Here is an 11,857-nt window from a genome sequence, read left to right on the forward strand (position 1 = left end):
TCCGGCGGCTTGCGGCGTTGACAGGGATCCATCGCTCCGCACTCTGGCCGCCAAGAGTTCGCGGCAAAATTTGTGCCAGTTTTCAGCGCCGCGCCGGATAAGCGCGGATTCAGACCGCCGTCCACATGCCTTCGGAGTTTGACCTATGCACGAATGAATCTCACCCCTTGACCCGAAGCTCCCCATGTGAGGCTCCTAGGAGGCCCCCCCTTCGCCGTTCGTTGTCGTGTTCTGCAACAGCAGCTTTACATCGAGTCCGGCGGTTGAATTGCTGGTGATCGTCGTCAACGATCTGTTCTTGACGAGCCAGGACGGGCTGCGCGAGATCGTTCGCGCGGCGTCCGCCGCCGCGCATGATGACAATCCGGCCGGTATCGACAGGGCGGGGGCGAAAGCGGTCGCCGCGCGAGGTCGCGGCCGAGGCCCTTCCGAGGGCATAGAAGACCGCAGGGTCGGCGATTTATCCGGGAGTCCCTCCCTCTCCACCAACACTTTGCGCATGGTGCGCCCACAAAGACACGGAAGACCCCAAATCTTTGGGGTCGGCGTGCGAGTGTGGTCTACCGCTCGAGCGTAGTATCCTTTAACGCAGCGACAAACTTCCGGATGCGCGCGGCATTGGCGCCGAAGTCATGCAGGCCCACCCGCGAGACGGAGCGCAGGTCGATTGCGGTCGACGTCGCGCCGGGCCTGATGCGGATCACCACGTCGCTTGGAAAGCCGAAAAACAGCGACCGGTCCTGGGCCTCGATGGTCGCCGACCCGCCGCCCGCGGGATTCGGCGGCGCGAGATCAATGACCCGCCAGCCCAGGTCGGTGGCGACGGCAAGCGCCAGACGGTAGGCCTCCAAAGCATCCATCTCCAGCTTGAGCGACTGAAGATCAGGGTAGGCCTCTCGCTGTGCGGCCCGCGCAGCGTCTTGCGGCGGCGGAGGCTCGGCGCCGGCGCCCGCCGCGCGCGCCCGGGCCGAGTGCAGGAACGACGGCGGAGAGGCCAGGTCGGTCGAGACGTCGTTGATCTTCGGCAGCGTGAAAGCGAGCGCTGCGAGGTATGCCGGATAGGCGGTCAGGCCCGCGGCCAGGATGAAGCCGACAAACGCCTCTCCGGCGCCGCGAAGGCCGTCGCGCCAGATGACCGAAGCCGCAGCCCCCGCGAGCATGAGAGCGAAACCGGCGACGACGAGCGCGGCGGCGAAAACAGTGAGCGCGGCCGGCGGATCCGCCGCACGCAGACGGGACAACAGGATCGCGACGCCAGCGACAAGGAGCGCGAAGACGGCCAACCGCCGCGACCAGACCGCCGCGCGCGAAACCGGCTCGGCGACGGTCAGGCGGCGCAAAGGCCCACCGCGGCGGTCGCTCTATTTGCCGCCGCCCGAGCCGCCCATGGCGTAACTGTTGCGGCTGGAAATCTCGCCGCCGGCGTCATTGAAGCTCTTCGGATCGTCGCCAAGCTGCACCGTCGGCATGCAATCGGGATTGCAGGAATAGGATACGTGCGAGGTTCCGTTCTGCAAGACCACAACCGTTCTCGCCGGAAGAACGCGTACCTGCTCTTCGAGAAGCACGGCGCCGTCGGCGTCGAGCGCGATGAGGTTGGTCTGCCCGTAACCCTTCCCCGTGACGACCATCGCTGCGCCTGTCTTCAGCATGGTCACGTCCGCGATCATCGGATTGCCGATGATGATCGTCGATGCGCCCGCCGGCAGCTTCGCCACGATCGCCTGGTCGAGCACCACGGCGAGCAGTTTCGGCGGGGTCTCTGGGTGCGCCCGGGTCGGCCCGAAAGCGACGATAAAAGTCAGAATGAGCCAGAATCGGGACGGCATCAGATTCCTCGTGCGCGAACGGCGTTCGACCGGGGGACCGCGAGCTCAGGCGTCTGCGCGCGCCCCGCAGCAGCCGGAGAGGAGGGAGGCCGTCGGAGCATGACGTCGTGGCGCCTTGATTCTGTCGATCGCCTTCTTTGGGGGACCGGCTCAATATCGCCCCCGATTGGTGAACGAAGCCTCAACGTTTTTTGGCGCCGCAGCGTCACGCCGCGGAGAAAATCGCTGCGCCTTCGTCCGCTGCGCCGACCTGTCCGCGGAACGCGGCGAATAGCTCGCGCCCCATCCCCACATGGGAGCGGGAAAGATCCGCTTCCGCATGCCCGCGGTTCGCCCAGACCTCGTCGTCGACGATGACGTCGAGGCGGCCCCGGGGCGCGTCCACCCGCACAACGTCGCCATTGCGGATCTTGCCGATCGCTCCGCCCGCCGCCGCCTCCGGGGTCACGTGGAGCGCCGCGGGCACCTTTCCCGAGGCGCCGGAGAGACGTCCATCGGTGACGAGCGCGACCTTGTGGCCGCGATCCTGCAGTACGCCGAGCGGAGGCATCAGCTTGTGCAGTTCGGGCATGCCGATCGCCTTCGGGCCCTGGAAGCGCACGACCGCGACAAAATCGCGGTCGAGTTCGCCTGCGCGGAAGGCCGCGTGCAGCTCCTCCTGGCTGTGGAACACCCGCGCAGGCGCTTCGATCACGTGGCGTTCGGGCGCAACGGCGGACGTCTTGATGACCGCCCTCCCGAGCCGCCCCTCAAGCACCCGCAAACCGCCTGTCGCCTGGAACGGCTCCGCCGCGCCGCGCAGGACGTTCGGATCGCCCGACGTCTCGGGCGAGGGACGCCAGCAGATCTCGCCGGCGTCGTCCAGATGCGGCTCGACCGTGTAATCGGCGAGCCGCTCGCCCCAGACCGTGCGCGCGTCGGCGTGCAACAGACCCGCCTCCGAAAGTTCGCGGATGAGCAGCCCCATGCCGCCCGCGGCGTGGAAATGGTTCACGTCCGCCTTGCCGTTGGGATAGATGCGGGTGAGCAAGGGCGTCGCCTCGGCGAGGTCGGCGAAGTCCTCCCACCTCAGCGCGATGCCCGCCGCTGCGGCCATCGCAATGAGATGGATAGTCAGATTGGTCGAGCCGCCAGTCGCATGCAGGCCGATGACGCCGTTGACGACGGCGCGCGCGTCGATCACGTGGCCGATCGGGGTGAAGGCGTTGCCGAGCGCGGTCAACTCCAGCGCGCGCTTGACCCCGAGAATGGTCAGAGCGTCCCTGAGCGGCGTATTCGGGTTGACGAACGACGCCCCTGGCAGATGGAGCCCCATGATCTCCATCAGCATCTGATTGGTGTTGGCGGTGCCGTAGAACGTGCAGGTGCCCGGGGCGTGATAGGCCTCGGCCTCGGCTTTCAGGAGGTCGGCGCGAGACGCCTTGCCTTCAGCGAAGAGCTGCCGGATCTTCGACTTCTCGTCGTTTGGGAGGCCTGACGGCATCGGCCCGGCCGGCAGGAACACCGCCGGCAGATGGCCGAACGACAGCGCGCCGATCAAAAGCCCCGGCACGATCTTGTCGCAGACGCCGAGGTAGACCGCGGCGTCGAACATGTCGTGAGACAGCGCGACCGCCGTCGAGAGCGCGATTACGTCGCGGGAAAAGAGCGAGAGCTCCATCCCGGCCTCGCCCTGGGTGACGCCGTCGCACATCGCCGGAACCCCGCCGGCGACCTGGGCCGATCCGCCCGCCGCGCGAGCCGCCTCTTTGATGATGTCGGGGAAGCGGGCGAACGGCTGATGGGCCGACAGCATGTCGTTGTAGGCGGTGACGATCGCGAGATTGGGTCCGTCGCCGTCGCGCAGCGTCTCCTTCTCGCCGGGGGCGCAAGCGGCGAAGCCGTGGGCGAAGTTGGCGCAACCCAGTCGCTTTCGCGCCGGCCTCTTGGCGACCGCAGCGTCGATCCGGTCGAGATAGGCGCGTCGCGTCGCCCGGCTCCGGTCGGCTATGCGCTCGGTGACTTCGCCGACGCGGGCGTTGAGATCCGTCATGCCTGCCTCCTGTTACCCGCAAGAACGGGCTCCGCCGCAGCGCTCCAGCGCGCTGGACCGGCTCACAACCCCCCAGATCCTTCAGTTTCCGATCGTTCCGCGAACGATCCGCGTGAAGCGACTGCGCTCGTCCGGCGTCAAGTTGGCCGTCGCGACGTCGAGGCCCTGATCCTGCAGGCCGCCGGCCTTGGCGAACGCGTTCCACGCCGCCGCTCGCGCCAGGTCGCGGCCGACCACGACGCCGTCGACATAGAGATGCGCGAGGCGGTTCTGGGCGATCGGGTTTCCCTTCGCCGCCGCCACGCGAAGAATGGCAACCGCCTGGGTTTCGTCTTTAGGCGCGCCTTCGCCGTTGAACAGCATGATCGCATATTCGACCTGCCCGGCGATCACACCCGCATCAGAGGCGCGCTTCAGCCAGCGCGCGGCCTCCGCGAGGTTCTGCGGCACGCCTTTGCCTTCGCGCAGCATGACGCCGTAGGAGTAGGCGCCGTCGTCGCCGCCGGCGTTCGCGGATCTGAGGAAGAATTGCGCCCCCGCGGCGAAATCCGGCTTCCGGCCGTCCGACGCATCGAGCGCCATGACGCCGAGATTGTAGAGGGCCGTCGCCTGGTTCTGGGCCGCGGCGCGCTCGAACTGCGCCTTGGCCGCGTCCCGGTCTTTGGGCACGCCGTTCGCGCCCTCGAGCAGCAGGGCCCCGAGCTCATAAGCGGCCTGCGGGTCGCCGAGGTTGCTCGCCAAGCGGAACCAGCGCGACGCTTCGAGATCGTTCTTCCCCTCCGCCGCGCCGTCACGATAGATGACGCCGATCAGGGTCATCGCCGCGGCGTCGCGCGGATTCTGGTCGAGGCGCCGCTCGGCTTCGCGCAAGGCGAACAGAAAGTTGCCGCGCTGGTAAGCGCCGAAAGCGAAGTCCGGCGGCTTGCCGTCCGCACGGGGCGGAAGCGGCGACGTGAGCGAGGGAAGCGAAGACGGCGCCGGCGCCGTCGCGTTGGGGGCGCCCGTCTGAGCCGTGGCAGCCCCGGCCACGGTAAGCGACGTCGCGAGTGCAAGCGCGAGCAGCCTCATGGCGCCTCCGCCGCAGCTCGGGCGACCGCCGCGTGGAGCGCCCGCGCAGCCTCCGCCGGCGAAGGCGCGCCCCAGACCGCGTCGTCCACGGCGACGAAATCCGCGCCCGCTCTGGCGAGACGACGGGCCGCCTCGATCGATTCGGCGTAGGCGACGCAAGGCGTCTCGAAGATGTCCGCCCACCAGCCGACCCGCTCGAGCAGCAGTTCGAGCGCCATCGGCGGAGCGGCGCCGCGCGGCTCGCCGAACATGACATAGTCCGCGCCCTTCTCCCCGGCGGTCATCGCGTCGTCGCGCATTTTGAGACCCCCGACGCCCACGATCCGCTCGGGTTTGAGACTGTCGAGGGCCTCGTCGAGCGCTTCGCCGGCGCCGTCGACATGCGCGCCGTCAGCTCCGAGACGCGCGGCGCGGCGTGGATCTCCGTCCAGGATCAGGGCGCAGTCGGCCGCGGCCGACGCCTTCAGGAGCGGCGCGATGATCGCCTTGGCAACGCCTTCGGCGCCGGGCGCAAAGCGCACGCGGGCGCTTGCGATTGGCGCGGCGGCGAGAACCTCGGCGAACACCTTCCCGAATGCAGGCGCGCTGGTCGCCGACAATGGGGGGGTGACGAGGGTGATCGAGCACGTTGACTGGCGAGGCGGAGTGGACGGCATGACCGGAAGCGATTGGGAACGACTTATGTCGTCGACCAATGCGGCCAAATGCGGGTCGTGGCAAGTCCGGCCGCCCTCGATGGCGCTCCCGGCGCCAAACGCAACGGGGTCGCGGGCGGCGCTTCCGTCAGTTCGAGAACGCCGCCCTCAGCCGCTCGACCTGCGCCGCCACCGCGCTGCCGCGCGCCAGCACCGCCGGCGTCCGGGCGCAGACGAGGCTCTGGTCGAGGTGGATGACCCGCTCCTGGATACGCAGCGAACGGAGGCTGAGCGTGCGCAGGGTCGCGGGCAGTTGCTCGAAGGTTTCGGCGGCGCAAGCGAGGTCCTGGCGCGCGAGTTTGACCCGGTGCCGTTCGGTCAGCGCCTGATTCGGCGTCAGCTCGCCCTCGTTGACCGCGCGCTGGAGCAAGAGCCACGAGGCGACCTGCATCAGGCGGGTCGTCAGCCGCATGCTCTCGGTGGCGTAGGCAAGCGCCGCCGTTCTCGGCAGGGCCCGCGACTCCGCGCGTCCCGGCCCGTCGAGATAGGCGGCCGCCTCTTCGACCAGCGCCATCCCCTCGCGGAACAGGTCCCTGAAGGCCGGCGAGGCGGTCAGCCGGTGAATGAATGGAATGGCGCCCGGCGGCAGGCCCGCGGCGCCCGAGAGGCGCTTCCATCCGTCGAACTGGCGATTCATACTTTTACTCCCATCCCGGGCGAGAGACGGCCGCGCTCCCGCATTCGGGAACACGCCAAGCAAGTATAAAGCCCAAACGCCGCTCGCGGGCATTAACCCAGAAATAACGTTAACGCGCCAGCTTCGGGTCCGCCGAGGACGCAAGGGAAAATCCGCCCGAAGGCGGCCTTGGGGGTCGGCTGGTCGGAAGGGCCGAGCAGAACAGGCCGCATCCCGGAGCCACAACCCGCGTTCCTCCGATTCCTTAACCCTCGCAGCGGGTCGCAAGCTGACCCCGAGGCGTCGAATCCGGGACGCGGGCGCCGAAAGGCGACGGCGGCCGTCTCGAATTGAGCCGCCCTCCCCCTATCCGAACGGTCGTTCACGCTCCCTCGGCTGCGGCGCCGATCCGTTCCTTGGGAACGGGCGCATTGCAGCGAGCGCCGGCAGGTTCGCTCGTTCGCCACCTGTAACAACATTCTCCGAAGCGTCGAAGATCGTCCTGTGAGCCGCTTCGGTTCGCCGGCGCGCCGCCTGGGGCGGCCGCGCGAAACGTTCAAGGAGGAATGACCATGTCCAACGCCAAGATGTCCGCTCTCGTCGCCGGCGCTCTCGCCGCAGCCGTCGGCGCGCTCGCCGCGTCCTCGGCCATCGCGCAGAACAACATGGAGGACGCGATGAAGAAGCAGCAAATGAAGACGATGGAGACGCTGAACACCGGCAAGTTCGAGAAGTGCTTCGGAGTCGCGCTCAAGGGCCAGAACGACTGTTTCGCCGGCGCCGGCACGACCTGCGCGGGAACGAGCAGCGCCGATTATCAGGGCAACTCGTTCAAGCTCGTCGCCAAAGGCACGTGCACCGCGATGCAGACGCCAAACGGCATGGGCAGCCTGACGCCCAAGGGCTAGGGCGCGAAGAGCCGACCTTTTCCCGGGCGGCGACCCGATCCGCCGCCCGCTCTTCCCTCGGGGGCTCATCATGAGCATCGTTGCAGCAAGCCGGCGCACGTTCGTGCTTTCGGCTGAGGCCGGGGTCGGCCTGAAACCCGCGCACTATCGCGCGATTCTCGAGACCAATCCGGCGATTGGCTTCTTCGAGGTCCACGCCGAGAATTACATGGGCGCGGGCGGCCCGCCGCATCGTTGGCTGACCGCGATCCGCGAGCGCTATCCCCTCTCGCTCCATGGAGTGGGCCTGTCGATTGGCGGCGCCGAAGCGCTCGATCGCGAGCATCTTCAACGGCTCCGTCGCCTCATCGACCGCTATCAGCCGGCGCTGTTCTCCGAGCATCTCGCATGGTCGACCCACGAGACGGCGTTCTTCAACGACCTTTTGCCGCTTCCCTACACGACGGAGACGCTTCATCGCGTCGTCGATCACATCGACGAGACCCAGGAGGCGCTCGGGCGCACGATGCTGCTCGAGAATCCCTCGACCTATCTCGCCTTCGCTCAGGCTGAGTTTTCGGAGACCGATTTTATCGCCGAGGTCGCGCGGCGGACAGGCTGCGGCCTGCTGCTCGACGTCAACAACGTGCGTGTCACCTCGACCAATCAGGGTTTGGACCCGGTCGCCTACATCGACGCCTTTCCGCTGACGCACGTGCAGGAGATTCATCTCGCCGGCTTCGCCCCCGACATCGACGAGAAGCAGCGTCCGCTTTTGATCGACGCGCACGATCGGCCCGTCGACGCCTCCGTATGGGACCTCTACGCCTACGCCGTCGCCCGTCTCGGTCCGGCGCCGACGCTGATCGAATGGGACGCCAACGTGCCGGCGTGGCCGGAGCTTCACGGGGAAGCCTTGCGCGCTGAACGGGTCCTGGCGGCTGCTTGCCGGAAGGAACGCGCCGATGCCGCCGTGGCCTGAACTCCAGCGCGCCTTCGCCGCGGCGCTGCTGAATCCGGCGGTCGAGCCCTCGCGCGAATTCGTCGGGCCGGACCGCGAGGCGAGCGAGCGGCGCTTTGCGGTCTATCGCAACAATGTCGTCGTCGGCCTGATCGACGCGATCGGCGATAACTTCCCGGTCACGCGAAGGATTGTCGGCGAAGACTTCTTCCGAGCCATGGCCCGCGCCTATGTGACGGCCGAGCCGCCGCGCTCGCCGGTCCTGCTCGACTACGGCGAAACCTTCCCCGATTTCGTCGCCGCCTTCGAACCCGCCGATCCGCTGCCCTACCTCGCCGACGTCGCGCGGATCGAGCGCGCCTGGACCGAAGCCTATCACGCCGCCGATGCGCAACCGCTCACGGCGGAGGCATTCGCCCCGCTGACGCCCTGTGACGCCGTCGGGCTCCGGCTTCTCGTCCATCCGTCGCTGCGCGTCGTGCGCTCGCGGCTTCCGGCGGTGACGGTCTGGCGAATGAACGTGGCCGACGGCGTTCCCAAGCCCGTCGACTTTGAGGCCGGCGGCGAGGATGGGCTCGTTTTGCCGCCGGAGGCCGACGTCGAGGTGCGCGTCTGTGCGCCGGGCGGCGCGGAATTCGTCGACGCGCTCGCCGCGCGATTGACGCTCGCCGAGGCGGCCGAGGCCGCGCTCCGCGCCGACGATCGGTTCGATTTATCGGCCAATCTCGTCGCATTGATCGCCATGGGCGCCTTCGTCGGCGCCGAAGAAGTCAACCGCAAGGCAACGTCAAACTGAGGATCGCAACCCATGACTGACATCGCCATTTCCGACCTCCGGGCGGTGCGGACGGCGAGCGCGGTCCTCAACGGGCTCGCTCGGACCGCCCATTGGGTCGCGCCGCCGCTTTTTGCGGATCGCTTTGGCCCTTCCGTTCTTCAAGTCGGGCCTCACCAAGTGGACTGGATTTCTGTCGCTGTCGCCGGCCGCCGAATACCTGTTCGAGGACGAGTTCAAGCTGCACGTCTTCGGCCAAGCTTTCGATTTCCCTGCGCCCGGGTTGATCGCCTTCGTCGACGGTGTGGCGGAGATCGCGCTGCCCGTGCTGCTCGTGATCGGACTGGCGACGCGCTTCAGCGCATTCGGCCTGCTTGTCATGACGGGCGTGATCCAGCTCGTCGTCCCCGACGGATGGCAGAACTTCCATCTTCCCTGGGCGGCGCTCGCGACCGCGATCATCGCCCTTGGCCCGGGTCCGGTCTCGATCGACCATGCGCTCGCGCGCTTTTTCTCGAAATAGGGCGCAGGGACGGGCGAGGCCGATACCTTTCGTCACGCTTAAGCCGGGCGAAGCGAGTCCATGACGGAGTCGGCCTCGCCGCGCGTCTTGTCGGGAGCGTCGCCGATGCGGCTTGCCGAGTTCGCTGAGGCAAGCCGGCTTGAGGGCGAGTCTCCTGTCTTGGAGTGTTCTTCGCCGGGTGCTTTCGTGCGGACGCCGCCCAGCGCCCGGTCGCGAGTCAATGAGAACTCCGTCAGGACCGGCACGCGGCTCTCGTCGCCCAAATCAAGCCACCAGAAGTACTGCGGCGGCTGTTCCGCGCGAACTTGCGCAATGTAGTCCGCGTCCTGCGGGACGTGGTCGAGATACTCCCCATAACGATCGCCCTTGAACGTCATTTCAACGATGTCCAAAGGTAGCTCGTCTTCGAGACCGTGATTTACGAGTCTCTGCTGCGGAAGAATCTGTTCGAAGTCCTGGAAACGGCGCATCGCGTCGCCGGCGACGATCTGGATCGCGCTTTCCGCAAATTCGTACCGCGGACTCCACATGGCCGTCCAACCGGCTCTCAGATCGTTGACGTACCTCTGGATGCGCTCGCTGACCAGAAAGCAATCGGATTCGATGTGGATCACTTTCTCGAATCCATAAGCTTCGGCGAACTTTCCCGCGAAAGTGAAGGAGCGATGCCAGCCAGGAAAATCGACGACGCTCCTGCGGCCGAGCCGCTGTTGGAAGCGATAAAGAATCACCTCCGGCAGCTCGTCGAGATGCGGAAGCGGCTCGGCGTCGGTCCAGACCGCCAGCCCGGGCCAGTCGGGGACTGTGCTCGAACCGTCATCGACCATAAGGATCGTGTCGAACTCGAGCCCCGACGACTGGAGCGCCTTGACCCACAAGCCGTACCGCGCGTCCCAGTAGTCGTGCACATGGGAAAAAGCGGTGCAGAAGACCAGCGTCTTGGGCGAGCGCCGCCGCGCCACGGGCGGAACGGGCGCGCCGACCGCGTGCGCGGTATTCAGCGCTTCGGCGCGGGGACCGGGAGGTCCAATATCTTCGTTCGTCTCGATCGGGACGGCGTCGATCTCGATCGAGTCCAGCGTCAGCGATCGCGTGGCCTTCATCCTGTACCCGGTGATCTCGACGTTGTCGGCCGGTTCGCTCACGACGATCCGCACCGGCTCGTCGAAGCGCGAAATTGCGACCTCCCGCAGCCGATCGACGCCCAGATTCTTGGTGAACCTCAATCCGAGCAAACCTTCCAACGATCCTCGCAGCCGAATGAGATAGATCCCGCGCTCGAGATGAAAACAGGGCCCAGAAAAGAGAATTAGCTCCTCGGACATCGTTTCGGCGTTGAAGACGATCGACCCGCCCGGCCGGAGCCGGTTCGCTTCGACGGCGCCGAATGCGTCAGCCGGATGCAGGGATGCGGCCGGGAGCTTCAGGGGGAGCGGCAGATCGCGCCCTCCGCTGTCTCGAAGGAGGCTGCGGGCCGCCGGCGCGTCCGGACGCTTCGCGCCCGCGGCCAGCTTCTGGCTGCGGAAAATGGGGCGCTCGCCGGAAATCGTCGGTTGTGGGCCCGGACTCCCGTTGAGCGGCGTCGGCTCGCGCGCGATCTCGATCGCGCGCACCGTCACCGCCCGCGTGTCATCGACCCGGTCGGCGATGACCTCGAACTTTTCCGCCGGACTCGTCAGCTTCAGGCGGATCGGATCTTTGAAGCTCTTGACGATCGTGTCGACGAGGGTCTCGGAAGCGAACTTCTGCGTCAGCCGAATCCGCAGGCGGCCTTGAAGGTCTCCGTCGATCCGGATTGTGTAATCGCCCGGCTCGAGGCGAAAATAGGGGCCGAAGAACAGGTTACTCTCGCTTATCCGGCCGTGGTCATTGATCCGGAAGGCTATCGCCGAATCCGCCCGTAGCAGGTTGCGGGCGCCGACGCCGTAAGCGTCGTGCACGCGCATCCCGTCGGGGGGAATGGTGCAAGGGAAGCGCACCGGCCTTCCGTCGTCATCGCGACCATAGATCGGCTCTTCCTTTGGGGGCCGCTCTGCCAAGGGCTCCGAACCCGCCGCGCGATCGGCGCGCGCCTCCTTCTGTGCGACCGCGGCCGCGCCCCAAGTCGGCGCCTTTTTTCGCTGCCCGCCTCGGGCCGACAGGTATTCGACGAAGGCGCCTCTCAGGATCAGACGCTCCAGGCTCGGCGTTCGATAGCCGACGATCTCGAATTTGTCGACGGACTCCTCGAGATCGACGACGATCGGTTCGGCGAAACTGACAATCCTGACGTCCGCGACTCTCCGCCTCCCCTCGTCTCCGGTGAAGGCGATTTCGAGTTCCCCGTCGATCTCGCCGTCAAAAGAGAAGGCTCAATTCGCGTTAGCGAGGCATAGCCCGAATCTGTTCGAATCGGCCGCGTTCTGATGGAGGTTTTCATGGAGCACCGGGCCTGTCGGGCGAGGCATGTGGAGGTTGACGACCTGAGAGAA

Annotated in this window: 10 protein-coding genes and 1 pseudogene; 4 read left to right on the forward strand and 7 right to left on the reverse strand. The window is 67.0% G+C overall.

The window, feature by feature from the left end; all coding sequences use genetic code 11:
* Positions 1–560: 560 nt before the first annotated feature.
* The 6 genes from ACLP25_RS26225 to rcdA all read right to left on the reverse strand — a co-directional run bounded on the left by ACLP25_RS26225 (position 561) and on the right by rcdA (position 6,261).
* The gene (locus ACLP25_RS26225; RefSeq protein ID WP_442472047.1) at positions 561–1,340 is read right to left on the reverse strand and encodes a DUF1499 domain-containing protein; all 780 of its coding nucleotides are present in this window, start codon (positions 1,338–1,340) and stop codon (positions 561–563) included.
* Between the two features lie 21 nt (positions 1,341–1,361).
* The gene (locus ACLP25_RS26230; RefSeq protein ID WP_442472048.1) at positions 1,362–1,829 is read right to left on the reverse strand and encodes a pilus assembly protein N-terminal domain-containing protein; all 468 of its coding nucleotides are present in this window, start codon (positions 1,827–1,829) and stop codon (positions 1,362–1,364) included.
* Between the two features lie 205 nt (positions 1,830–2,034).
* Positions 2,035–3,861 (reverse strand): phosphogluconate dehydratase, encoded by a 1,827-nt coding sequence (gene edd, locus ACLP25_RS26235; RefSeq protein ID WP_442472049.1) that lies wholly within the window; start codon positions 3,859–3,861, stop codon positions 2,035–2,037.
* A gap of 81 nt (positions 3,862–3,942) precedes the next feature.
* On the reverse strand, positions 3,943–4,929 hold the full coding sequence (locus ACLP25_RS26240) for a tetratricopeptide repeat protein (RefSeq protein ID WP_442472050.1): 987 nt from the start codon (positions 4,927–4,929) through the stop codon (positions 3,943–3,945).
* Entirely contained in the window at positions 4,926–5,585 is a 660-nt protein-coding gene (locus tag ACLP25_RS26245) for a thiamine phosphate synthase (RefSeq protein ID WP_442472051.1), read from the reverse strand. Before ACLP25_RS26245 ends, ACLP25_RS26240 begins: the two co-directional genes overlap by 4 nt.
* A gap of 127 nt (positions 5,586–5,712) precedes the next feature.
* Positions 5,713–6,261: a protease adaptor protein RcdA gene (rcdA, locus tag ACLP25_RS26250; protein WP_442472052.1), complete on the reverse strand. Its 549-nt coding sequence runs from the start codon at positions 6,259–6,261 to the stop codon at positions 5,713–5,715.
* Between the two features lie 551 nt (positions 6,262–6,812).
* On the opposite strand from rcdA, the gene ACLP25_RS26255 reads away from it, so the two are divergent.
* The 4 genes and pseudogenes from ACLP25_RS26255 (at position 6,813) to ACLP25_RS26270 (ending at position 9,386) form a co-directional block, all read left to right on the forward strand.
* Entirely contained in the window at positions 6,813–7,148 is a 336-nt protein-coding gene (locus ACLP25_RS26255; protein ID WP_442472053.1) for a BufA1 family periplasmic bufferin-type metallophore, read from the forward strand.
* 70 nt (positions 7,149–7,218) lie between these two features.
* The gene (bufB, locus tag ACLP25_RS26260) at positions 7,219–8,109 is read left to right on the forward strand and encodes an MNIO family bufferin maturase (RefSeq protein ID WP_442472054.1); all 891 of its coding nucleotides are present in this window, start codon (positions 7,219–7,221) and stop codon (positions 8,107–8,109) included.
* Complete coding sequence (locus ACLP25_RS26265; RefSeq protein ID WP_442472055.1) at positions 8,093–8,884, forward strand: HvfC/BufC N-terminal domain-containing protein; 792 nt, start codon at positions 8,093–8,095, stop codon at positions 8,882–8,884. The genes bufB and ACLP25_RS26265 overlap by 17 nt, the downstream gene beginning before the upstream one ends.
* Before the next feature lie 12 nt (positions 8,885–8,896).
* Positions 8,897–9,386 (forward strand): annotated as a pseudogene (locus ACLP25_RS26270) (DoxX family protein).
* Between the two features lie 38 nt (positions 9,387–9,424).
* Here the strand turns inward: ACLP25_RS26270 and ACLP25_RS26275 are convergent.
* Positions 9,425–11,365 carry a hypothetical protein gene (locus ACLP25_RS26275; protein WP_442472056.1) on the reverse strand — a complete coding sequence of 647 codons (1,941 nt, stop codon included), beginning with the start codon at positions 11,363–11,365 and terminating at the stop codon, positions 9,425–9,427.
* Between the last annotated feature and the right edge of the window lie 492 nt (positions 11,366–11,857).

It is taken from the genome of Roseiarcus sp. (assembly GCF_052145395.1).
In the GTDB taxonomy this organism is placed as follows: Bacteria; Pseudomonadota; Alphaproteobacteria; order Rhizobiales; family Beijerinckiaceae; genus Roseiarcus.

Bases quoted from the DNA above. Each gene is read 5' to 3' on its own strand.
- bufB (WP_442472054.1), top strand. From the start codon at position 7,219: ATGAGCATCGTTGCAGCAAGCCGGCGCACGTTCGTGCTTTCGGCTGAG.
- rcdA (WP_442472052.1), bottom strand. From the start codon at position 6,261: ATGAATCGCCAGTTCGACGGATGGAAGCGCCTCTCGGGCGCCGCGGGC.
- ACLP25_RS26265 (WP_442472055.1), top strand. From the start codon at position 8,093: ATGCCGCCGTGGCCTGAACTCCAGCGCGCCTTCGCCGCGGCGCTGCTG.
- edd (WP_442472049.1), bottom strand. From the start codon at position 3,861: ATGACGGATCTCAACGCCCGCGTCGGCGAAGTCACCGAGCGCATAGCC.
- ACLP25_RS26245 (WP_442472051.1), bottom strand. From the start codon at position 5,585: ATGCCGTCCACTCCGCCTCGCCAGTCAACGTGCTCGATCACCCTCGTC.
- ACLP25_RS26255 (WP_442472053.1), top strand. From the start codon at position 6,813: ATGTCCAACGCCAAGATGTCCGCTCTCGTCGCCGGCGCTCTCGCCGCA.
- ACLP25_RS26240 (WP_442472050.1), bottom strand. From the start codon at position 4,929: ATGAGGCTGCTCGCGCTTGCACTCGCGACGTCGCTTACCGTGGCCGGG.
- ACLP25_RS26230 (WP_442472048.1), bottom strand. From the start codon at position 1,829: ATGCCGTCCCGATTCTGGCTCATTCTGACTTTTATCGTCGCTTTCGGG.